Origin of the sequence: Shewanella sp. W3-18-1 (genome assembly GCF_000015185.1) — a bacterium.
GTDB classification, from domain to species: Bacteria; Pseudomonadota; Gammaproteobacteria; order Enterobacterales; family Shewanellaceae; genus Shewanella; species Shewanella putrefaciens.
Genome location: NC_008750.1, coordinates 2,118,104 through 2,140,254, shown reverse-complemented (window position 1 = coordinate 2,140,254; position 22,151 = coordinate 2,118,104). Strand labels below are relative to the sequence as shown.

The window sequence follows — 22,151 nt, the reverse complement described above, 5'->3', positions numbered from 1 at the left end:
AATACTTGTTATAGGTTTGGCCATTTACCTAAGCCAACACTTGATTATTCGTATCAACTTCCGATTATTCATATCTTAGTGCATTAGCAGGTTGCACTCTGGCTGCACGCAATGCGGGATATAAGGTCGCGAGTAACGTCACGAGTAAAGTGCCCACCACGATAACGGACAGTTGCGTCAACTCAAGTTTGACGGGTAGCACTTGTCCAGCACCTAAAATAGAAATGCCAAGGGTAGACATAATCCCATTCAAATTAAGCGTGAGGAGAATGCCAACCCCTAACCCCAGCACTAAACCTAATATGGCATTGAGCGAGCCTTGCACAATAAATATGCCCATCACAGCGGGGGTAGTTAGGCCTTGGGTTTTCAGCACTGCCACATCCGTCGTTTTATCCACCACCATCATCACTAATGCCGAAACAATGTTAAAGGCTGCCACGGCAACAATCAGACTGAGCATCAGTGACATCATGTTTTTTTCCATTTTCACTGCGCCAAATAAGTGCCCGTAGGTATCGCGCCAATCGCTGGTTGTTGCCTCGATATTTTGTTTGAGTAAGATATCTTGCACCTTAGGCGATAACGCTGGTGCGCTAAAGGGATCATCAAGATAAAGCCGAAGTTGATCGATTGCTTCGCTGGGCTGACGCATTAATCGCTTAGCATCTTGATAGTGAATATAAGCCACGCCAGCATCGACTTGAGAGCCCATTTCAAATATGCCTGAAACCAAAAATTTACGTTGGCTAGGTACTGGACCAAAGGGTGAATACACCACCCCATCACCACTTAATAATCGAACCGTATCACCTGGATTCACTTTAAGTTGGCGCGCCAACTCGGAGCCCAAAATGATCTTATATTGACCCGCGACAAGTTCATCAAATGCACCTGAATAGGTGTGCTGTGCAATAACCGAAAGCTTTGCTGCAAGCTCGGGAAATACCCCGAACACTTGCACCGCGCGAATATTAGCCGCCGATTGCACCATAGCTTGGGTTGAAACACTGGGTGTGACGCCTTGCACACCAGGCAAAGCCTTAAGCACATTCGCCTGTTCAGTCCAATCGTTTAAGGGCGCACTGGTATAAACCGTGAGCTGCGGCACTGCGCCAAGGATGCGTTGTTTAAGTTGACCTTCGAGACCATTCATCACAGAACTGACCACAATTAAGGCGGCAACGCCTAAAAAAATGCCTGACACTGCAAATAAAGTAATAAACGAGGCAAACGCGTTTGCTTTTCTGGCCCGCCAATAGCGGTAACCAACGTAGAAAGGAATTCCTAAATTCATTGAAAGGGGGCTGCGTCCTGTGTGCTGAACTTGCTAAATCATGAAGATGGGCACGATAATAGGGGTTTAGGTCCTATAAATAAAGAGGCAAGCCTTGTTCACTGACTCCAATCCGTATTTTAGTGTGCCTCACCCCTTCACAGCTTACCTAAGTGCATGGCCGCAGAGTCAGCCAGTACCCAGTGAAATAGCATTAAGATCAATGCAATCACTGGGGATACAGCTACTCAGTGAAGTCAAAGAACTCGAGGCAAACTGCCTACTGCAACTGCGGCATATAGATAATGAAGCTAAGGCCGTTGTCGACTTTCTCAAACTACAATCCCGCAAAGTCGATTTAGTACTACAGCATGTACTAGAGAAAGAAACCCAAGAAGGCGATAAATTCCAGGGCTGTCAATTTGGTGGTAGCAGTATTCGGCTGATAAGCCCAAGCCCACTCCCCCTTGGCGCCCAGTATAAAACGACGCTTTTTATCCACGATGAATTGGTCGCCATTTTATGTTTCGCGAAGGTAGTCGCAAGTAACCCTGATACAAGGGTTCAAAACGATGGCGATCCCACTGCCGAGCAATATTTTATCGATCTTGAATTTAGCCAAATTCTTGAATCCGATATCGAACAATTGGTAAAAGCCAGCCTTAACGTACAACAAAAACAACTGAAACTGCGTAAACTTGCCAGAGATGGAAACCAATAATGGCTGACTTTTCACTGGCACCTGCGCCTGCAAGCCTCTACAATGTCTGCAACTCTTTGTGAATGAATCAGTTTATATTCCACGCCAATGACTCACTTTTCAGCCCTAACGCCACCAGTCGTCAAAAATGGTACTCAAATGCAAACCCTATCCGCACTCGGTGGTGTTTGCCAAGCGGTCACACTCGCCAGCTTAGTGCGCCAACATCCAGGGACAACACTGCTTGTCACCAGCGACACGCCTAGCGCCTTAAGCTTAGAGTTAGAGCTCACCTATTTACTCGGTAAATGTGATATCAAGGTTCGGCTATTCCCAGATCGTGAGACCTTACCCTATGACAGTTTCTCGCCCCATCAGGATCTGATCTCTCAACGCCTAGAAACACTGTCACAAATATCCCAAACCGAACACAGTGTGGTTATCGTCCCCGTCACCACTTTGATGATGCGCCTGCCACCTAAAGCCTATTTGAGCGCCAACGTCTTTGTACTTAAAAAGGGCGATAGATATCAATTACACAATGTACGCCAACATTTAACCGATACAGGTTACCACTTGGTGGAGCAAGTGTATGAACATGGCGAGTTTGCCATTCGTGGTTCGATTTTGGATATTTTCCCGACGGGCGTTAATATGCCGCTGCGCATCGAGCTATTCGATGATGAAGTTGAGACCATTCGCCATTTCGACCCTGAAACCCAGCGTTCGTTACATCCTGTTGAGTCCATTCGTCTATTACCGGCCAAGGAGTTTCCGACTGACAGTGCCGCCATTGAAGGATTTAGGCAACGATACCGCCGCCGTTTTGAAGTGATAGTCAAAGAGCCTGAATCGGTTTACCAATTAGTAAGTCGTAATCAAATGCCCGCAGGGATTGAAAATTACCTGCCACTGTTTTTTGATGAAGTCGCCACCCTATTTGATTACTTACCCAAGGAGACTCAACTTGTCACCCTTGGGGATATTGAAAAATCCGCCCGAGCCCATTTGCAGGAAGTCGAAACCCGCTACCAAGACAGACGTGTCGATCCACTGCGGCCACTGCTCGAGCCTAAAGAACTGTATTTACTGATTGAAGAGCTATTTGCGGCATTTAAACCACTGCCGCGCTATCAGTTTATTTCGCCCACTACCGAGTCGGTAGAGACAGGTAAAGCCACGGTTATCGATGCTAATCAACTTCCCGATATCAGTGCGAATCACAAATTAAAGCAGCCATTACTCGCATTACAAGATTACGCGCAAAATGCACCGCGGATGCTATTTAGCGCCGAGTCTGAAGGACGGCGCGAAGCCCTGCTTGAACTCTTAAGTAAAATCCAACTTAAACCCGCATTATTCAGCCATTTTGATGAATTTATTCAAAGTGATGCCAAACTGGGGCTTATCGTTTCGCCACTGTCACGCGGCTGTTTACTTAAGCTCAGTCCAAAAGATGCCGTGAGCATTATTTGTGAGACAGAACTTTTTGGTCACCGCATCTCCCAGCAGCGGCGCCGGGAAAAACAGCGCCAGATCAGCAATGATGCACTGATTAAAAACTTAGCCGAACTGAAAGTCGGTCAACCCATAGTGCACCTCGAACACGGCGTGGCGCTATACCAAGGCTTAGTGACCCTAGACACGGGCGGTTTAGTTGCCGAATACCTGCAATTAGAATACGCCGGTGGCGATAAACTCTATGTACCCGTATCGAACTTACACCTGATCAGCCGTTACAGTGTTGGTGCAGATGAAGACGCCCATCTCAATAAACTTGGCAACGAGACGTGGGCCAAAGCCAAGAACAAAGCCATAGAGAAAATCCGCGATGTGGCAGCCGAACTGCTTGATGTTTACGCCCGTCGCCAAGCGCGTCCCGGCGAAAGTTGCGAGATTGACGAAGAGGAATATGCCCAATTTGCCCAAGGGTTCCCCTTTGAAGAAACCGTCGATCAAGAAAGTGCTATCCATGCCGTATTAGCAGACATGCGTTCCCCAATTGCCATGGACAGACTTGTATGTGGTGACGTGGGCTTTGGTAAAACGGAAGTCGCAATGCGCGCAGCCTTTGTGGCCGTCAACGCAGGTAAACAAGTAGTTGTACTGGTGCCCACCACACTGCTTGCCCAGCAACACTATGAAAACTTTAAGGATAGATTCGCCGATTGGCCCGTTGTCACAGAGGTGATGTCGCGATTTAGAACGGCAAAAGAACAAACCCAAGTGCTCAAGCAGCTGGAAGAAGGTAAAGTCGATATCGTTATTGGCACCCATAAGTTACTGCAATCTGAAGCTAAATTTGAAAATCTCGGCTTACTGATCATTGATGAAGAACACAGATTCGGTGTACGCCAAAAAGAAAAAATTAAGGCGCTGCGGGCCAATGTGGATATTTTAACCCTCACAGCAACCCCCATTCCGCGAACCTTAAATATGGCCATGTCGGGCATGCGTGATTTATCCATTATTGCCACCCCGCCCGCCAAACGCTTAGCAGTAAAAACCTTTGTACGCGAATCCGATCCCGCAACCGTACGCGAAGCCATTCTGCGGGAAATTCTGCGGGGCGGCCAAGTCTATTATCTGCACAATAATGTCGAAAGCATTGAAAAATGTGCCCAAGGGATTATCGACTTAGTGCCTGAAGCTCGCGTTGTCGTCGCCCATGGTCAAATGCGTGAACGGGATCTTGAGCGAGTCATGTCTGACTTTTATCATCAAAGATTCAACGTGTTAGTCTGCACTACTATTATCGAAACTGGGATTGACGTCCCCAGCGCAAACACCATTATTATTGAGCGCGCCGATACCTTTGGTCTGGCACAATTACACCAACTGCGTGGTCGTGTAGGCCGCTCACATCATCAAGCCTATGCTTATTTGATGACACCACACCCCAAACGCATGACAAGTGATGCCCGTAAACGCCTTGAAGCCATTGATGCACTAGAAGATCTTGGTGCTGGATTTATGCTCGCAACCCAAGATTTAGAGATCCGCGGTGCGGGAGAACTCCTTGGGGACGAGCAAAGCGGCCATATTTCCAAAATTGGTTTTAGCCTTTACATGGAAATGCTCGAGTCGGCGGTAAAAGCGCTTAAACAAGGCAAAGAGCCATCGCTTGCGCAAATGCTCAACCAGCAATGTGAAATCGAACTGAGGATCCCAGCGCTATTGCCTGAGGCCTATGTGAGCGACGTAAATATTCGCCTATCCTTATATAAACGCATTGCAGGCTGCGAAACCCAAGAGGCACTCGATGAATTAAAAGTCGAATTAATTGATCGCTTTGGCTTACTGCCAGAGGCAACTAAAAACCTCATGGAAATGACGCTCTATAAACATCAAGCAACTCGCCTAGGGGCGACTAAAATTGAAGTACACGCCAAAGGCGGCAGTATCGAATTTAGCCATGATCATGTGATAGATCCGGGTTTTATTATTGGATTACTCCAAAGCCAGCCACAAATCTATCGAATGGAAGGGCCGAATAAGTTAAAGTTCAGTCTTACTGCTGAAACAGCCAAAGATAGACTCGATGTAGTCAAACTCTTGCTTGAACAATTATCGCAACATCGTCTTGGAGATAAATAGTGTTACGTCAACTCGCGGTCTCTATCGCCACCCTCATTGCACTATCGCATAGCCAGTTAGCCCGCGCTGAGGCTTGGTTTGAAGTGGAAGTCTATATCTTCGAACGCAAAAGCCAATCAACCGAGCAATGGCCAGATACTCCCATAGCCACTAAGACGAATCGAGTCATTGACTTAATCTCACCCGTTGTCGGCCAAGCGGTGACACCAATGGCCACGGAGTCAGCACCTTGTACTTTAGTATTTGATGCAGAGGCCAATAGTCACTGTGCTGAAAACCTCAACACAGATGGCACCTCAAGCATCGATCCCTTAGCCAATATGTCAGATAGAGTAGAATACCGTTATCCCTCCGTGATACCCGCCCAAATTGGTAGCAATGGAACTCAATATGGCTCTGCAAAGGGAGAACCTATATTACTCTCGACGAGCCAAGGTAAGTTTTCAAGTATTATTAATAGCTTATCAAGGGAGCGGGGAAATCGCAGCCTATTACATATGACATGGCAGCAACCGATGCGTACTAAGAATGGCTCAGTGCCTATCCGTTTATTTGCGGGCAAAGATTTTTCAGGAACCTACCATTTTGACGGCCGAAAAATAGTGCAACAGGCTCTCAATGAGTCCATATCGAATACCAATGGCAGCACAGTGTCAGCACCGGCAATTTCCCCTGTATGGGAACTTGATGGCACATTAAATATCTATCTTAACCACTATTTGTATATTGAAACGGCATTAAATTTACGTAAAGAAGGTAGAAAAATGTTACCCGCGCCGACGGACGATGCGAATGTCAGTACGTCAGCTTCACTTACGGCCCCTAAGGTAATGACACCTTATTTAATGGCAATTCCACTTGAGCAAAATCGCCGAATCAAAAGTGAAGAAATCCATTATTTAGATCATCCCGAAATGGGTATGGTGATCCAAATACGTAAGATGGCACAACCAAGTGCCCAACAACAAAACCAAAATGCCGAATCGATACAAACGGTTGGACAATATTAAGCAAGCTCGTACATTGCAAAAACGAAAGTCAAATCAGTGCGCCAAAATTAATGCTTCATTTTTTGACTTAACACTGCACTGTTATTTAAGACTGTACAATGGAGAAGTCGAGGTAAATATCATCGCCCTCGTCTTCTCCCACAGTCACTGTTAATCCCTCGGTACAAGGTACACCCACCTCGCACCAAGCAATCAAATTATTCACCGCAATATCACTGCCCTGCGCTAACACTTCGACACTACCATCACGACAATTCGTTACATATCCCGTTACACCTAAGGCTCTGGCTTTAGTCAGCGTTGCATGACGACAACCCACACCTTGTACTTTACCCGTCAAATTAATTAATACACGCTTCATCTCACGCCCCTTTTGCACACAAGCCTGTTATTGAATTAAGCATAGCCGCAATTATCCGAAGGCTAAGTGTTAACCTATGGATCTATAGAGCAAAAAACAAACAATATTTGAATTTACGCAAAAAAACAGCTAACAAAACTGCAGTTAGCTGTGTCGGGCGACATACGCAAAGGGATATCCAATAAATGGACAAATAAAGCAGCGACTTTGTATCATTTTGTTACAAAATAGCGAGAATCGCTACTCTACACAATAAATAATTATTTTCAAGAGTTTGAAAAATAAAACTATCCACCTTTATGGAATATAATACTTTTAGTTGAAAATCATCTTAGGCTTCTGTCTATATTGTTCATATTTGAAAACACCCATGTGATCACAGGAAGCATCAAACTATTTTGATGCTTATACCAATCGTATTAAAGGCGAGATAGTGTTTATCTGGTAGGCTAATGATGACGAAACAAAGGGGTTGGTAATTGAAATGTCGCTATTCCACTTCAATCACGATCGGCGTACATAGCAAAAAGTTAACGTAATTCCAGCAAAGGATATGCAAATGGCAAAAGCAGAAAACCAGCTCATCCGCCTGTCTCTTGATCACAAGTCCTGTTCAAGAGACAGAGCAAGTTCGTAACCCTCAAGGATTGCTTGCAATTTGAGCCATCCTTCCCAGAGCGTCTTTACTGATGCTCTTCCATTTCTTTTACTGTCTTTCCAACCACCAAGCCTTGCCAGGTGCTCATATGCCCATTTTGCAGTGGGTACTTCCTCTGGAGGTGGCGTCTTTATTCTTTTAAGCCAAAGTAACTTCCACGCTCTTGGTGACAAGATTTTCTCACTGCTAATGTCTTTGATTTGCTCATTGGCAAATTTCAATTGGAAGATCCTTACCGCTAAAAAGGCATAAATAGTCGCTAATCTATCTAAGTTATCTTTGCTCTGTACTCGAAGGTCTTCAACTCCGGTCCCTTCACTTTTCCAGACCTTATGATACTCCTCAATCAGCCAGCGCTTCTCGTAATAACCGATAATTTTTAAAGCATCTTCGGCACTGTTTACTGGCTCATTGGTCAGAATATGCCAATTGAGCGTCTTCTCTTCATCACCGACTTCGGAGCAACCCACATAGTTCAGAGAAATGGGGGAGCCTTTTTTGTTAGCCGGGGTTTTTAACGTTACTGCCGCATATTTAACATCCAGCGTGACTTCTCGAGCTTTACGACCGCCCCTTTGAGCTATCTGGATTTGGCGTTGTTTCACACTGTTAAGCTCTGATGCAAAATGATAAAGCTTATCTGAACCTTCTTCTATATGACGACTCATCATTGACCGCACAACAAAACGTTGTTGGTTCGCTATCTTGTAAAGGAGATAATCGTAGATGTCGGCTTCACGATCACAAACCGATATCACGTTAGCCATCGCGGTTCCTAGACGTGCAGCCATATTACGTGATGCACTTTCCCATTTATAACCTTCTTTTTCTTCGTAAGGTCGTTTTAAATTCTCACGGCGGATACCTCGAGTCTTGATGTCTCTGGTCCATCTGTGTTGTTCAATCAATCCAACAACGTCAAGAGTTTCAGGAGCAAACAACAAAATACTATGGGCAAGCAGACCTCGATAACGATTACCTTGGTTGACATGTCCTAAGTCCGCTCGAATAGAGCGATGCTTGTAGCTTAAGGTGGTTGTATCTTCAATAGCGAGAAGGAGGGGGTAACGGTGGGCTTGATTGACTGTCGCACGAAAACCGGCTTCAGCAATATCGTCTGCTGATACATTATCGTTTCGAATAAACCGGTAAGCGCCCTCCATACTTGCTGGTGAAGGTGACGATTTTACTACCGACTTACCGGGATGCTGAGCTAAGTCTGACGCCATTTTTACGAGCCTAGCCGTTCTTCTTGGGTCACCAAGTTTAGCATGACCAAATTGTTCTTCAGCCCAATCATTATTGCCTTTTATCATCTCAGGGAGCCTCAATTAAAGCCGTTAAAGATCTGATCGTGAGCCAAGAATTTAGTTCAAAAAAAATCCCTCATATCATATGAGGGACTTCTGTATAAAAGACAGGCTCATCCGCCGGTTTTTGCTTTATTACGCACTCACCTGATTAAGCGATAACGTGCTACTCGCTTATCATCTGACCATTTTGATAGCGATATTCGGATGACGGTTCACCATTAACGTAGTACACCAACCTGCCGTGCAGTTGATTATCAAGATACTCATCACTTTGCAGTAGGCTACCATCTTCGTTAAAGCTGTAGCTTTTACCTTGCAATTGACCTTTCTTATCATATTGCATCTGCCCTAATAAATGGCCGTTAGCGGAAAAGGCCTGCCAGTTCCCTACTTCGTGTCCTGCCTTATAGTTGCCATGCCATAGCTTAACCATGCTGTAGCTGCTTTCATCTTGCAGCAGCCATTGGCCTTCGCGCTGACCATTAACATATTGACCTTGGGCCTGCAATTGTTTATCAAAGCCACGCTGTAGATACGCGCCATGTAACTTTTCGTTTTTATAAAACGCTTGATGCATTACCGTGCCGTCTGTGGCGATTTCGCTCTGTTCACCATTAAGCTGGCCTTGTTGGTTAAACTGCTCATTACGGGTCGTATCAGCGTTTTGGGTCACCCACTTACCAACCTTTACGCCTAAGTGATATTGCCCAGTGACAAACCCACCAACTACGGCATTATCTTCGCGATATGCACCGTGCATTTTACCTTTGCGGTAGTTTATCCGTCTGATATAGCCATTCCAGCCATCACCGATATACAAACCTTCGTAGTGCCCCTCGAGTTGTTCTTCGCGTCCAATCAATTCACCGGTTGCAGTAAAACGCTGACGTAGGCTCCAATCTTTGACAGTATCATACTGATATTGATAGGTTAATACTCCTGTTGCATCGAAGCGTTTTTCAGTAGTCATCCGACCTTTAGCGAGGTATTGCGTGTCGTTCTGGCTTACTACTTTACCAGTATCATCGTAGGTAATATTTTGAATTTCACGGCCATCCTTATCGTACAATTGTTGCGCTGCTAACTGCCCTAGTTGATCAAAACGCTGCTGGTTTCCCACCTGCTTATCATGCTGATAGTGTTTAATTTCTCGTAGCACATCTGCGGCCTGATAAATCAACACTTCACCGTGTAATTTCCCCTTAATGTAAAACTCTTTGGTGAATAACCAGCCTTCCTTTGTCCAATACAGTCGCTCACCTTCTCTTTTTCCTGCCACCATATTCACGGTTTGTTCTGGCTGACCATTGGAATGAAAGCTTTCATAAAGCCCTTCCATACCGTTAGCACCATAGGTTACCCGTGTTTGCAACTGGCCATTGTCAAAATAACTTTGCGATAAACCTAATTCAGCCCCATTCACGCGATGCTGATGATCTCGTAATTGGCCATTGGTATGGTAACTTTTCTGCTCACCATGCAACTGGCCATTCAGGTAGTGGTACTCTCCCGAGAGCGTTCCATCTTCCCAGTAATGCAAATGTGTTCCCTGATAACGCCCTTGTGCATCGCCACTGCCTTTGCGAGACAGTTGACCGTCGGGATAGAAGAACTCGAAATCACCGACAAGATAACTCTCGGCTAAATTAGGTCCTTTAACGCTACCCTTAAAAACCGGCTTATCCGTCTCCAGATAAAATAGCTGCACTGGCAACACGCCATTTTGCTCTGTTGCCGCTTGCTCCTGATAATAGATAGCTTCGCCCGGCACATCGCTAACCCGCCATAGTTCGTCGAGTAAGATCCGCTCCGCTGACAGATTAAATGACATCAAGAGTACTGATAATAGTAATAAAACTCTCATATCACCTCCTTAAGGTAACGGTGGGAAAGTGTTAACCCACTGTTTATTGACGGGTTCGCCGCTTATCGTCAAATACTCTATCGCGGCTGCACGCCCCGCCAGTACAAACCAGCGCTCCTCACGTAATACTTGCTGCAACGGACGCTGATAAAAATCATCGCTCTCATCTTGAATAGCAGGAGCTAGCGGTACATTCTGCGCATTTAAAAAACGATAACGGCGCATAAAATCGGCCACAGTTTGACGGGTATCAACATTCGGCAATTGCGTGATATCAATCAACCAGCTTTGCTCGGGTTGATACACTAGCGCTTGCCATTGAGGCGTACCTTTACAGGCCAAGGTGCTGCTGACATTGATATCGTAAAAATTGCGGCGGATCCCATCGGCGCTACTCAATTGGTACAGTACAGACTTATCCAGCCCACCACCGAAACCCGTATTAGTGTTAGAGCTTATATTTGTCCATTGCAGTGTGTGCCCGTTTACCTTAGGTGCATCCACAACACTGAGCGTACACACCGCTGCCTGCTCTGAGGTTAACAACAAGCTGACACCGTACTTAGCCACGATCTGCGGCTCAAGTAAGGCGATATCGACAGGTGTGATAGCTTGCGGCTGATTATCATAAGCCGCATACATATCATCACGGTAAAGCAGTTGTTGCTGGACTGGTGGATACGCCACATTTTGCGCGTAATCTAAGGTCGGAATAAAACGAATATTTTTAGTCAGTTCGCCGCTGTCAGCCGCAGTATTCACATAGAGTGTCAGCGTTGGCGGCACAGCGGTAAAGGTAAACTGCGTGGTCGTTTCATATTGGTCAAATGACACCAGCGCCAACATATTTTGCTCTGCTGAAGTTAACCAATCCGGTCCAGTGGGCGGCGGTGAAAGATACTGCACCATAGCGCCTTCGGCACCATCATAATGCCTATATAACCAAGATTTGTCAGAACCTCGCGATTTCAATAAATAACTGAACGGTTTGTCGGGGAGCGGCGAGAGTTCCAGTTGTAAGTCTTCATACTGCAAGGTCACGGTTTTGCTGGGATCGGGTGTCAGGTTAAGTTTTACCAGTTTTGCGCCATGATAATGGGCTTTTGCGCGAAACTCAGTAACCTGCGTTAAGAGTTCATTCGGCGCATTCCAGCCGATAAGCAGATTTTGCTGAACGGATTGATAAAAACCATCCTGCTCTGGATAACTGTAACTGCCCACCTTACTCAGTTGCAGCGGCAGCACTGTGCCATCCGCACTGTGTGCCGTGATATCAGTTAAGTTAAACCCACCTTCGGGTTTATAACCTGAAAAATCATGTTGATAAGTTAGATTCAACAAGTCATCTTGCTGGTAAAAGTAACCCGCATCATAGGCAAATACGACATCTTGGGTTAAAGCTTTATTAACGTCATCCAGCACAATGTCAGGCTGTTTTGGATACTCAAAGGCAGGGAAATCATAATCAAAACCTAAACGCTGCGTTAGATCACCTAGCTGGCGCTGTTGCGGCAACATAATGACATTGCTGCGCACTGTGCCTTTATAGCCGTAGCGCTCAAACGGCGCTTCCGCGACTAAGGCTAACTGCGCTAACCAACCCCGCACACGCTCTAACATCAACTGACCGTATATTTTGGCTTGCTCGCTGTCACTTTCAACTTTGGCTAACACATGCGAGTCTGTGACTTGTAGTACGGTAAGCTTGGCATTGGCGTGGCCTTGATAGGCAGGAAGCGCAACAACCGCCCCTGTTTTAGCGGGTATAGAACTTAGAAAGGCCGATGAACTAAAGAGCTTTTTCAGTTCCAGCTCAAGCTCTGCACCGCGCTCAGCCAACTGAGCTTGCCATACCGATTTGTTTAGTGCGCTCAATTCTTTAACGCTGCCATTGTCTAGATTTAACGTAAATTCAAATCCTTGCGAGAAAATAGCGTGCATTTCTGGATTACGATCGGCTCGTTGGCCACTGCTGACACCGCTTCCTTGACCATCGCGCATGTTCATATAATCGACATGTACTTGAAACTGGCTGTTTTTGCCTGTTTCGAGGACCTTATAACGCAACAATTGATGTGAGCTGGTGTTAACCGTTTCGGTACGCCGACCATTATCTACTGTGATCTTGCTGGTGCTATAAAGCTGATACGAGCGTTCTTCCCCTTTTTCAGGTGTAAACTCAACATCAGCATCCCCAAAAGAACAGGCCGATAATAAACAGCATGCAACTACGCTAACCAAGTACTTCATGGTTATTCCTTGTATCTCAAATAGTAAGCGCCGCATTATGCCCTTTCGTGCCCAGTAAATAAAATGCTTTGGCTATTTATGCCTGTTCAGCACAACACACGAGTACGCTACTAAAACATCCTTTTTAGATAGTCACAGCTACTGCAATGCCAATCTTAGGCAAATTCTTAATGACGAATTCCCGCATAAAGAACTAATGCACAAAGCTAGATCTGCGGCATTAATTGTCATTGTTTACCAGTAACTCGCCGATTATTTTATTTAATAAGAAGTATCCCTATAGGCTCAACGGCGACATCTGCAGCACAAGTGTAAATGCCGCGTTCACATGATCAATGATGTTCCCGACATCATAGTGACATTTCCCATATCCCTATGGGTCAGATGTGAAAGAGCGGTCATGTCGCCAACGGTCACTGTTGTAACAAAGCCAATCTTAACTAAGTTATTAATACACAAATCAGCCCTAAACAGCTTTGCCCCAAAGTTTGCTAGCATTTATTTAGTGAATCGAAAATTGACGAACTATTTGCCCTAACAGTTCTTATCGATGAACCTTATTTTTAGTGAGTCTTCATGAATAAGCGGAACTGGATGGGTATACAGTCATATTTAAATTTAGATGTTTTTGAGTGTTTTTACACTCATTAGTTTGCGCGTTTTTCCAGCCTAAAATTAACAAAACTCTTTAAAATCATTTATATATACTTTTCCAAAATTAGTTAATAGGTTTGGAAAACGCGCATGCGCGTTTTTCCAGATGGTGTATTTGATAGAAAGCTGATAAGTTCTTTGCATACAGGTAGTTAACTGTGCGCGTTTTAACTGGTCCAACGAGGTAAACGCGCATGCGCACTAATAAAATGTTGAACTAAGCCGCTGCGCGGAGCCTAAAACGATCCACTGCTCCACACTTACTCCTAGGGATAATCCCTCACCTAGGAGGTCTACCATGTCATCACTTCTGCAACAATTCCATGATGAGATTAGTTTACGTGGTTACTCGGCCCGTACGCGTAACGCTTATTTGTATGCCATCACCCAACTGCAGCAGTATGCCAACCAACCGCTCGATAACATTACGGATGAGCAGCTTACGGCTTATTTCCGTTACTTAAATCTTGAGCGGCATCATTCCAGAGCCACCTTAAAGTTACAGCTTAATGGCATTCATTTTTTCTATGAACATGTCCTAAAACGTGACTTTACGATTCAGCTAAGTTTACCTAAACGTCCGCACAAACTGCCGCAATTGCTGAGTTGCCAAGATATCGCGGCACTGCTGTACCACTGTCAAAGCCTGAAACAACGTGCCATGTTGGCGCTGTGTTATGGTTGTGGTTTACGCGTCAGTGAGTTAACCCATATTAAGGTTGCTGATATCGATGGGCAGCGGCAGTTGCTCAAAGTGTGTCAAGGCAAGGGGGCCTGCGACCGCTGGGTGATTATTTCACCGACCTTACTCACCCTGTTGCGTCAGTATTGGCAAGCGTATCATCCCGTCGAATGGTTGTTTGCCTCGACCTATCATGATGTGGTTTATCCGCTGCATGAGTCGACCTTTCGTAAAGCCTTAGCGAAGGCGGCTCGCTTAGCGGGTATCACTAAGCCGTGCAGCCCACACAGCCTAAGGCATGCTTATGCGACCCATCAATTACAAGCGGGTATGCCCCTTCATCAATTACAGGCCCAACTTGGTCATCACAGTATTAAGTCCACCGAGCGCTACTTGCATTGGTCGCCGGAATTGGGTCATCAAGGGTGTGACTTGCTAGCAAGTCTTGGGGGGATGCAATGGCAACCACCTACCATTTAAGCGATATCCTTCATCAGCACTTAGCCCACTACCAACAGCAGCATAAACTGACCGAACAGCAAGCCTTAGTCTGCCAGCATATTCAGCAGTGTCGCACGCAAACCTTAGGCATACAGCAATGGCGTTGTGATACTTGCCAATATGAGCAGCAGGTATTTTGCTCCTGTGGTGACCGGCATTGTCCTCGTTGCCAGGGAAGGCAGACACAAGCATGGATTGCTGCGCAACAGGCGCAAGTCTTGCCTTGTCGCTATTTCCATTTGGTCTTTACCTTACCCCACGAGTTGAACATCTTGGCGCACTACGCTGCCAAGCCGCTATACAGCGCCCTGTTTGAGTCGGTGTGGCAGACGCTTGCGCAGTTTGGTATGAAGCGAAAACACCTTCAGGGTCAATTGGGTTGCACTATGGTGCTGCACACGTGGGGGCAAACCTTGAGTCAGCATATTCACTTGCATTGCTTAATCCCGGGTGGGGTGCTGACGTCAGCGGGAGATTGGCATAGCGTGAAAACGGATTATCTGTTTCCGGTGAAAGCCTTGTCCACCGTGTATCGGGCCAAGTTATTACGGGTGCTTCGACAACATGAGCTGGCTATCCCTGCGGCTGACACCTTAATGGCAAAACCGTGGTGTGTTTACAGCAAAGCGTGTCTGAGCCGCGCTGAAACCGTGGTGGAATATCTCGGGCGTTATACCCGTAAAGGCATGCTGCATGAATCAAGAATTGCCGACGTCACCGCAGAGCATGTCAGTTTTTACTACAAGGACTATCGTGACGGTCAGCAGCATAAGCAAATGCGGCTAAGCTGTGATGAGTTTATCCGCCGTTACTTATTACATGTGTTGCCCAAAGGGCTGATGCGAGTGAGACACTTTGGTTTTCTCGCCAACGCTTGCCGCCGTAAAAAGCTCGCGCTTATCCAGCCGCAATTACGTAAGCCGCAGGTGGTATTGGTGAGTCCTTTAGTTAAGGAGGACTGTTTGTGGTCATGTCCGCAATGCCAGTTAGGTCATTTACAGTTTATTGGGCTGATAAGACAGCAGGGATTAGTGATGATTAACAACCAAAGTCAGCCAATATGCCTGTCAGGATAACCCCTCCCTCAAGACGTAGCGTAACCGACAGCGAAAAGCAGCCAGTCTTATGGGGTAAGCCAGTGAGGGGATAGGGTGTGAGTGTCAGCCTGAATGCGGGGCCCAAATGCTGTCAACCAAGGTCAATAATCAGTCGAAAGTTAGCGTAAAAGAATGAGAAAGCTAAAACGATATCAAGTGATTACCCATCAAACTGTATAAAAAACCGCTACCGCAAAAAAGCAAATTCCTATAGCATCATTCATACCCATTTACACGGATGTGGCAGCGGCCAAGTCCAACAAGCGATTTATGCCCTGCAAACAGCGCAGCGCATAAATACTAAGACGTTAGGCTACATATTTAAACTTATAGCACTCGAAAGTGCCAATTTACCCTTGTATAAAATATTGTTATTAGTGTTCTACTAAGTATGGAGTAGTTATGAGCAAACAAGCTATTTACACAGTTGGTGATATCGTAAAACTTAAATCTGGTGGTCCAGATATGACTGTCAAAGAAGTTATTAAAAAAGGCATAGGCTCTATTGATCATGATTCTTTCAGTGGTAGTTATCGTTGCCAGTGGTTTGCAGGTAAAAAACTAGATAACGGTGTTTTTCCACAAGAATCTCTACTCAAAGTAAGTTCTGGTGAGTAACTCAATGGATGTAAAGTCACTTGCAGCTTGGATGCAACTTGAACTAGAAAAGCAAGGTTGCCTTTACCAAGATGATGTTGTTGATCATGCTATTAAATCGTGCGCCGAAGAACTTTTACGTGAAAACGCTGATGGTAATCAGGTCATAGGGCGTAACACACTGGATGAGTTTAAAAAGTTAAATTCAGAAACTGTGGTCTGGGTTCGTCCTGATAAGTACTGGCGTTTTCGAGTTCCAGAAGATGAAGAAGGTCGGGATGCAAGAGGGTAACCTGTAGCCTAACAAACGCCTCAAGAGGGACTGTCAACGCGTGGCGTTTCCAGTCCCATTGAGCCGCGGTGGTTACGGTTGTTGCGTTTGAGTTTAGTGGAATGCGTTGCCAGCCCCTTAGGCGGGCGTTAGAGCTAAGGAAAGTCATGAATATCACATTGGAAGAGATTACAAGTTCAAATTATGAAGACGTATGTGACTTAGATGTCACGGATGAGCAACAGGAATATGTTGCGAGCAATATGTGGTCTTTGGTTGAATCACATTACTGCCAAGGGCATACCTGCAGAGCTATCTATCAGAACGATAAGCCTGTCGGTTTTTTCATGTGGGTATCTGAAACGCCTGAAAAAGTTTCTATCTGGCGCTTTATGGTGGATCAACGCTATCAACAATCTGGTATTGGCAGAGTTGCACTAAATTTGGCGCTCAATGAAATCAAAGCCAGTGACAAAGTAAAAGAAATAGAAATTTGCTATGACCCTGAAAACCCAGTGGCCAAAAATTTTTATTCAAGTTTTGGCTTTCAGGAAGTGGGGTTGGATGAAGATGGTGAAGATATGTTGGCAGTCATCAAGCTGTGAGCTCTAACAATCGCCTTAAACATCGCGGCCTACGGCCGCTGGACTCGCAACAAGTTGCTCGCCGTTTAGGCGAGCGATATTCCCGAGGAGAACTATGGAGCTTCCAAAGTTTAAATACCATCCAAATCCTATAAATACAGGCAGCATTGTCAAAAGTGGAGAAGTTTGTGAATGCTGCAACAAGAAAAGAGGGTTTATATATAAGGGGTCGATGTATACAAGGCATAGACCCGAGTACATATGCCCTTGGTGTATTGCTAACGGCGAAGCTCGGGAAAAGTTTGAAATTGAATTTTCGTCAATTATGCCAGCGGTAATTGATCCTAAAAATCCGATATCTATTAATTGCCCGGACAGCGCCTTTGAAGAACTGCTTTATCGTACCCCTGGGTTCTCTAGCTATCAAGAAATTGAATGGCCAAATCATTGCGAAGATTTTTGCGTGTTCCATGGAGTCGCCACTATCGGCGATATACAGAAGATCTCAAAAGAGGAAGAGGAGCGCCTGTATAAAACCACCTGGATGGACGAAGGCGAATTACGATCATGTCAAAACGGCAATCCTGAAGAGGAACTTCACTATTTTTTCAAATTTGTTTGTTTGAAATGTGGCGAAATAATGCTTCAAGTAGATCCAGACTAGAATATAATTTGAAACTTACTAATTTGAGCTAATGGTCTAACTCGGAATTGTCCAAAAGTGCGTTACGTATGTTTTTAAATCTACAGATTACGCGAATGCTCGAAAGGTGAGCCATGGTGATTGGCGAGACGACCGTCCGCCCCATGGCCGCTCATTGGCGTCCATGCCATCGCGGCATTTGTGAATCCTTTCACATCAGATGGGGCGGTCGAGCAGGACGGACTTGAACAACATCCTTGTTTAACTGCCAGTTCACCGTCTATGGCTCTCGCTCATAAGCTTAGAAACCCTAGATTTCTATTCACCGTGTCGGTGAGTCAATGCCATGGTAAGCCTATATACGTAGATACCAGCCAACACTAAATCCCTAAAACCAAAAACAAAAGTCGCAGCCATCCGAGACTACTTTCCTACACATTTAAGTCCAAAACCAATACAGCCGATTTTATAATCTAGAGCCCTCAATATGCCCTACTGAAATATATACCCATAGCCACACTCATATTCAGAGTCGCAATGTGCGCCACATGAAGTATGAAAGCCGAAACATAAGGTTAAATAGCCGATAAGATAAATCCACTCCCCTCTTCAATATAAAAAGAGGAGTGATACTTTTATATAATCGATATAAATCAAGCCAACTTAAAGGCTTTTATTTTGGGGAGATGTGCGGCGAGTTGGGGAAATTTGTGGGGCTGAACATCATCCCATTCAATCGCATAATATTCACTTAATTCTTGGGCGTTTGCCTTACAATCTAAAACGTCATCATTCACCGAAAAAATACACATCGCTCTGTGAGTATTTTTCAATCTAAATTCAGAAACACACTTACTCGCAATATCGGCATATTCTTCTGGGCGGTCAATCTTGCCCTGCATATTATTTTCAGGGTGTAAGTTAGGATTAATCAAGACAGACTTTAAGCCATTTAAAAATCCAATCCGTTCGGCCCAATAAGCGCCTAGCCCAACGCCAACCATCAAAGGCGCGGGGTCGTCGGTATGCTGCATTTGCTTAGCGACTTCCTTGAGCAAATGCTGCATGTCATGCTTAGGGTGCAAGGTGCTATAACTTAACAAACGCACATCAGGGTCAATAAATTGTAACTGCCGCATTTTTTCATGGTTACCTGGGCTAGTCGCATCAAATCCATGCAGATAGAAAATCATATCAAGGCCTTTAACCATTTTTAACAGTGAATTAACTAACCCTAGCAAAAGAGTGAACTCATACTTTGCGCTACATCAAGCTTTTGCCTTTTGTGCCAAACAAATTTGTTCCGCCAATTGTTTTGCATTTTCCCAACGAGCCAGATTTTCTAGTGCCAGTGAAGTTTGATTAACATTGGGTTTTAACAAACTTGCAGGATGTAACGGTGCATTTTCAGGCCAACTAAAGCCATCAAGCAACGACATAACACCCGGATTATCATTACAGACTAAGATCATATCGCACCCTGCATCAAGGGCAGCTTGGGCTCGAGCGCGATAATCCCCTGCAAATGCAGCGCCCTTCATCCCTAAATCATCGGAGAAAATCACCCCAGTAAAACCAAGTTCCTGACGCAACACTTGCTTAAGCCAATAATGTGAAAATCCCGCTGGATGAGGATCGACTTTAGAATAAATCACATGGGCAGGCATAATGCCAGATAATTTCCCCTTAGCAATCAATCCCTTAAAGGGAAAAATATCCTTAGCAAATATGGCCTTCGCATCACGCTCATCAATAGGCTGGGCAATATGAGAATCCGCCGCCACACTGCCATGGCCGGGAAAATGTTTACCTACTGCGCCCATTCCCGCCTGAGCCATCCCGTCAATAAAACTATCTGCCAGTGCGATAACCTCGCTAGGATCCGCACTAAAGCTTCGTTTACCGATCACTTCACTAATGCCATTAAGATCAAGTACAGGTGCAAAGCTTAAATCGATATCACAGGCCAGCAATTCTATTGCCATTAAAAATCCTAACTCACAGGCCCAACGCTTAGCTAACGTCATATCACCTTTCGCCGCGGGTAAAATATCCCCCATTGCAGGAATAAGAGTAAACCCATCTCGAAAACGCTGCACCCGACCACCTTCATGATCGACCGCGATCAGAATTTCTGGGCGAATTTGGCGTATCTGTTGTACCAGACGGATTAACTGATCACGACTCGAAAAATTACGGGAAAATAAAATTAAACCACCCACCTGTGGATGGCGTAACATTTCAGCTTCTGCCTCACTGACATCTACAGACAGCAAATCCAACATCAAATAACTCATACTTATCCCTAAAAATATTCATTAATACTCAAAAAATAACCACAGTGTAGAGTGGCTACATGGTTCACATAAAATCAGAAAAAAGCGAACCATTCACCGTACGAGCACCATAAAAACCCTTAATTCTGTCCATAAATTAGCCTAGCTCTGTTTGACAGTTAAGCTCAGCTTATCCGAAGTATTTTAAATCAAAAAAACTAATGTGAATTGTCACGCTAATCTATGGGATACTGATGGCAAGAGTATTACACAAGCAGATTTAGCATGGAAGATGCGAGCAGATTGCCTGAACCTACGCAAGAAAGATAAGCGTACTTAAGGTGTCATACCTCGGGCAATCCAGTGCATTCAGACTAGAATAAAAATCGAGACACAACAGGACTTCTATCATGATTAGCGTATTTGATATGTTCAAGATCGGCATTGGCCCGTCGAGTTCACATACTGTCGGACCGATGAAAGCGGGCAAAATTTTTATGCAAAACCTTGCAGACTCTGGACTCATGGCCCAAGTGGATGAACTAAGAGCTGAACTATTTGGCTCCCTCGGCCAAACAGGCAAAGGCCACGGCACGGGCAAAGCAGTGATTTTAGGCTTAATGGGCGAAGATCCTGAAACCGTCGATACCGACAGTATCGATGGCATTTTAGAACACGTCTCCAAGGATGAAACCTTAACGCTGCACTGTGGCAAAGTGGTTAAGTTTACCCGTGAAAATGGCATCATTTACCATAGACGCAAAACACTACCTGCGCACGCTAACGCTATGACCCTATACGCCTATAGCGAAGATAAATGCATATATGAGCGCACTTACTACTCAGTGGGTGGCGGCTTTATCCTAGATGAAGATGAAATTAGCCAACGTAATGCCTCACCAGCCTCACAAATTGAATCGGCACCTTTTGATTTTGTGAGCGCGGCTCACTTACTGAAATTATGTGGAGAGCAAGGTCTCAGCATTTCTTCTTTGATGATGGCGAACGAACTGAGTTTAGCCTCTGAAGAGGAAGTCAAAGCCAAGCTGTGGAATATTTGGCAGACAATGAAAACCTGTATCGAGCGCGGTTATCAGAAGGAAGGCATTTTACCTGGTGGCCTAAAACTGCGTCGTCGTGCTCCTGCACTGTACCGTCGTTTGAAAGCCGAAGGCCGTAACAATGTCGATCCATTAACCGCTATGGATTGGGTCGATTTATTCGCCCTGTCGGTCAACGAGCAAAATGCCGCAGGTGATCGCGTTGTTACTGCGCCAACAAACGGTGCTGCGGGAATTATTCCTGCCGTTTTATGCTATTACGATACCTTCGTACAAGAAGTGGATATCGATGTCTGCGCTCGTTATCTATTAACTGCCGCTGCGATTGGTATTTTGTACAAGAAAAATGCCTCAATTTCGGGCGCCGAAGTCGGTTGTCAAGGTGAAGTGGGCGTGGCCTGTTCTATGGCCGCTGGCGCTCTGACAGAGATCATGGGCGGTACGGTTGAGCACGTTGAAAACGCGGCTGAAATCGGCATGGAACATAACTTAGGTTTAACCTGCGATCCTGTGGGCGGCCTAGTGCAAGTGCCTTGTATCGAACGTAATGCCATGGGCGCGATCAAAGCGATTAACGCTTCTCGTATGGCCCTACGCGGCGACGGTAACCATAAGGTTTCACTGGATAAAGTGATCAAAACCATGATGGACACTGGCAAAGATATGCGCAGTAAATACAAAGAAACCGCCAAAGGTGGTTTAGCGGTCAACATTGTTGAGTGCTAAGTGCTGAGTGTTAGTTCACTCTCGTTAATC

General features: G+C 45.3%; 17 protein-coding genes. 10 read left to right on the top strand and 7 right to left on the bottom strand.

All coding sequences use genetic code 11. The features are described from left to right. Positions 1-64: 64 nt before the first annotated feature. Positions 65-1,297 (bottom strand): lipoprotein-releasing ABC transporter permease subunit, encoded by a 1,233-nt coding sequence (locus SPUTW3181_RS09650; protein ID WP_011789183.1) that lies wholly within the window; start codon positions 1,295-1,297, stop codon positions 65-67. A gap of 94 nt (positions 1,298-1,391) precedes the next feature. On the opposite strand from SPUTW3181_RS09650, the gene SPUTW3181_RS09645 reads away from it, so the two are divergent. The 3 genes from SPUTW3181_RS09645 (at position 1,392) to SPUTW3181_RS09635 (ending at position 6,583) form a co-directional block, all read left to right on the top strand. Continuing rightward, positions 1,392-1,997, top strand: a complete 606-nt coding sequence (locus SPUTW3181_RS09645) for a hypothetical protein (RefSeq protein ID WP_011789182.1) — start codon at positions 1,392-1,394, stop codon at positions 1,995-1,997. 87 nt (positions 1,998-2,084) lie between these two features. After that, entirely contained in the window at positions 2,085-5,573 is a 3,489-nt protein-coding gene (gene mfd / locus SPUTW3181_RS09640; protein WP_011789181.1) for a transcription-repair coupling factor, read from the top strand. Next, complete coding sequence (locus SPUTW3181_RS09635) at positions 5,573-6,583, top strand: peptidoglycan binding protein CsiV (protein WP_011789180.1); 1,011 nt, start codon at positions 5,573-5,575, stop codon at positions 6,581-6,583. The genes mfd and SPUTW3181_RS09635 overlap by 1 nt, the downstream gene beginning before the upstream one ends. An 85-nt stretch (positions 6,584-6,668) precedes the next feature. Here the strand turns inward: SPUTW3181_RS09635 and SPUTW3181_RS09630 are convergent, their stop codons facing one another. The 4 genes from SPUTW3181_RS09630 to SPUTW3181_RS09615 all read right to left on the bottom strand — a co-directional run bounded on the left by SPUTW3181_RS09630 (position 6,669) and on the right by SPUTW3181_RS09615 (position 13,029). Continuing rightward, on the bottom strand, positions 6,669-6,944 hold the full coding sequence (locus SPUTW3181_RS09630) for an acylphosphatase (RefSeq protein WP_011789179.1): 276 nt from the start codon (positions 6,942-6,944) through the stop codon (positions 6,669-6,671). 600 nt (positions 6,945-7,544) lie between these two features. Then, a complete protein-coding gene (locus tag SPUTW3181_RS09625) occupies positions 7,545-8,918 on the bottom strand; it encodes an IS4-like element ISSpu9 family transposase (RefSeq protein WP_011789101.1) in 1,374 nt (457 codons plus the stop codon). Between the two features lie 160 nt (positions 8,919-9,078). Continuing rightward, on the bottom strand, positions 9,079-10,779 hold the full coding sequence (locus tag SPUTW3181_RS09620) for a toxin-antitoxin system YwqK family antitoxin (protein WP_011789178.1): 1,701 nt from the start codon (positions 10,777-10,779) through the stop codon (positions 9,079-9,081). 9 nt (positions 10,780-10,788) lie between these two features. Continuing rightward, positions 10,789-13,029 carry a hypothetical protein gene (locus SPUTW3181_RS09615; protein WP_041408169.1) on the bottom strand — a complete coding sequence of 747 codons (2,241 nt, stop codon included), beginning with the start codon at positions 13,027-13,029 and terminating at the stop codon, positions 10,789-10,791. Positions 13,030-13,981: 952 nt separating this feature from the next. On the opposite strand from SPUTW3181_RS09615, the gene SPUTW3181_RS09610 reads away from it, so the two are divergent. The 6 genes from SPUTW3181_RS09610 (at position 13,982) to SPUTW3181_RS09585 (ending at position 18,079) form a co-directional block, all read left to right on the top strand. Beyond that, on the top strand, positions 13,982-14,845 hold the full coding sequence (locus SPUTW3181_RS09610) for a tyrosine-type recombinase/integrase (protein WP_011788367.1): 864 nt from the start codon (positions 13,982-13,984) through the stop codon (positions 14,843-14,845). Beyond that, on the top strand, positions 14,824-15,942 hold the full coding sequence (locus SPUTW3181_RS09605; RefSeq protein WP_011788368.1) for an IS91 family transposase: 1,119 nt from the start codon (positions 14,824-14,826) through the stop codon (positions 15,940-15,942). Before SPUTW3181_RS09610 ends, SPUTW3181_RS09605 begins: the two co-directional genes overlap by 22 nt. A gap of 423 nt (positions 15,943-16,365) precedes the next feature. Continuing rightward, complete coding sequence (locus SPUTW3181_RS09600; RefSeq protein WP_011789175.1) at positions 16,366-16,581, top strand: YodC family protein; 216 nt, start codon at positions 16,366-16,368, stop codon at positions 16,579-16,581. Positions 16,582-16,585: 4 nt separating this feature from the next. Next, positions 16,586-16,852, top strand: a complete 267-nt coding sequence (locus SPUTW3181_RS09595) for a DUF6953 family protein (protein WP_011789174.1) — start codon at positions 16,586-16,588, stop codon at positions 16,850-16,852. Positions 16,853-16,998: 146 nt separating this feature from the next. Beyond that, a complete protein-coding gene (locus SPUTW3181_RS09590; RefSeq protein ID WP_011789173.1) occupies positions 16,999-17,436 on the top strand; it encodes a GNAT family N-acetyltransferase in 438 nt (145 codons plus the stop codon). Between the two features lie 94 nt (positions 17,437-17,530). Then, positions 17,531-18,079 (top strand): CbrC family protein, encoded by a 549-nt coding sequence (locus SPUTW3181_RS09585; RefSeq protein ID WP_011789172.1) that lies wholly within the window; start codon positions 17,531-17,533, stop codon positions 18,077-18,079. A gap of 632 nt (positions 18,080-18,711) precedes the next feature. Here SPUTW3181_RS09585 and ycfP read toward each other — a convergent pair. Continuing rightward, a complete protein-coding gene (gene ycfP / locus SPUTW3181_RS09580) occupies positions 18,712-19,251 on the bottom strand; it encodes an alpha/beta hydrolase YcfP (RefSeq protein ID WP_014610477.1) in 540 nt (179 codons plus the stop codon). A gap of 75 nt (positions 19,252-19,326) precedes the next feature. Further along, positions 19,327-20,355 carry a beta-N-acetylhexosaminidase gene (gene nagZ / locus SPUTW3181_RS09575; protein WP_011789170.1) on the bottom strand — a complete coding sequence of 343 codons (1,029 nt, stop codon included), beginning with the start codon at positions 20,353-20,355 and terminating at the stop codon, positions 19,327-19,329. Between the two features lie 389 nt (positions 20,356-20,744). On the opposite strand from nagZ, the gene SPUTW3181_RS09570 reads away from it, so the two are divergent. Next, positions 20,745-22,121 carry an L-serine ammonia-lyase gene (locus SPUTW3181_RS09570; RefSeq protein ID WP_011789169.1) on the top strand — a complete coding sequence of 459 codons (1,377 nt, stop codon included), beginning with the start codon at positions 20,745-20,747 and terminating at the stop codon, positions 22,119-22,121. Positions 22,122-22,151 lie beyond the last annotated feature (30 nt).

Bases quoted from the DNA above. Each gene is read 5' to 3' on its own strand.
- SPUTW3181_RS09630 (WP_011789179.1), bottom strand. From the start codon at position 6,944: ATGAAGCGTGTATTAATTAATTTGACGGGTAAAGTACAAGGTGTGGGT.
- SPUTW3181_RS09595 (WP_011789174.1), top strand. From the start codon at position 16,586: ATGGATGTAAAGTCACTTGCAGCTTGGATGCAACTTGAACTAGAAAAG.
- SPUTW3181_RS09650 (WP_011789183.1), bottom strand. From the start codon at position 1,297: ATGAATTTAGGAATTCCTTTCTACGTTGGTTACCGCTATTGGCGGGCC.
- SPUTW3181_RS09600 (WP_011789175.1), top strand. From the start codon at position 16,366: ATGAGCAAACAAGCTATTTACACAGTTGGTGATATCGTAAAACTTAAA.
- SPUTW3181_RS09605 (WP_011788368.1), top strand. From the start codon at position 14,824: ATGGCAACCACCTACCATTTAAGCGATATCCTTCATCAGCACTTAGCC.
- SPUTW3181_RS09625 (WP_011789101.1), bottom strand. From the start codon at position 8,918: ATGATAAAAGGCAATAATGATTGGGCTGAAGAACAATTTGGTCATGCT.
- SPUTW3181_RS09610 (WP_011788367.1), top strand. From the start codon at position 13,982: ATGTCATCACTTCTGCAACAATTCCATGATGAGATTAGTTTACGTGGT.
- SPUTW3181_RS09590 (WP_011789173.1), top strand. From the start codon at position 16,999: ATGAATATCACATTGGAAGAGATTACAAGTTCAAATTATGAAGACGTA.
- nagZ (WP_011789170.1), bottom strand. From the start codon at position 20,355: ATGAGTTATTTGATGTTGGATTTGCTGTCTGTAGATGTCAGTGAGGCA.
- SPUTW3181_RS09615 (WP_041408169.1), bottom strand. From the start codon at position 13,029: ATGAAGTACTTGGTTAGCGTAGTTGCATGCTGTTTATTATCGGCCTGT.
- SPUTW3181_RS09585 (WP_011789172.1), top strand. From the start codon at position 17,531: ATGGAGCTTCCAAAGTTTAAATACCATCCAAATCCTATAAATACAGGC.
- ycfP (WP_014610477.1), bottom strand. From the start codon at position 19,251: ATGATTTTCTATCTGCATGGATTTGATGCGACTAGCCCAGGTAACCAT.
- SPUTW3181_RS09620 (WP_011789178.1), bottom strand. From the start codon at position 10,779: ATGAGAGTTTTATTACTATTATCAGTACTCTTGATGTCATTTAATCTG.
- SPUTW3181_RS09570 (WP_011789169.1), top strand. From the start codon at position 20,745: ATGATTAGCGTATTTGATATGTTCAAGATCGGCATTGGCCCGTCGAGT.
- mfd (WP_011789181.1), top strand. From the start codon at position 2,085: ATGACTCACTTTTCAGCCCTAACGCCACCAGTCGTCAAAAATGGTACT.